The sequence below is a fragment of the Pseudomonas sp. 2822-15 genome, assembly GCF_002742515.1.
Classification (GTDB): domain Bacteria; phylum Pseudomonadota; class Gammaproteobacteria; order Pseudomonadales; family Pseudomonadaceae; genus Aquipseudomonas; species Aquipseudomonas salomonii.
Genome location: NZ_LJRY01000226.1, coordinates 1 through 380, shown reverse-complemented (window position 1 = coordinate 380; position 380 = coordinate 1). Strand labels below are relative to the sequence as shown.

The following is a 380-nucleotide window of genomic DNA, read 5'->3' as shown; positions in this document are numbered from 1 at the left end:
CTTTCAAACTGTTCGGCTATTAACTGTTTTATTCTTAGTACCATTTATTATTGTACAATTTTTCTCTGGAGAAACAATAATAATTGAGGCTCCCCCTAATGAGCACGATTCAACTCTAATTTTCTCTTATGCCATATATATAATCCCACTAATATTAGGAATCTGGTTAAGAAATTTAATCCCTGCTGGAATTGTCATTATTCCAATGGCTACTACAGTTATATTAAATATCTCCTCAATTGAAATAGCTTCATTACCAACTATCTTATTAGTTATTGCTCAAGTAACTGTTGGTATCGGGATTGGTAAAAACATCTCAATACGTGAATTGCAGCAAGGAGGAAAATATTGCCTTATATATTTCTCTCTCGCTATTATAT

1 protein-coding gene is annotated in these 380 nt (G+C 31.8%); it reads left to right on the top strand.

The annotated features are described in order from the left end of the window. Positions 1–380: AbrB family transcriptional regulator (locus tag AOA59_RS32120; protein ID WP_143522815.1), on the top strand; the 380-nt coding region annotated here is incomplete at both ends.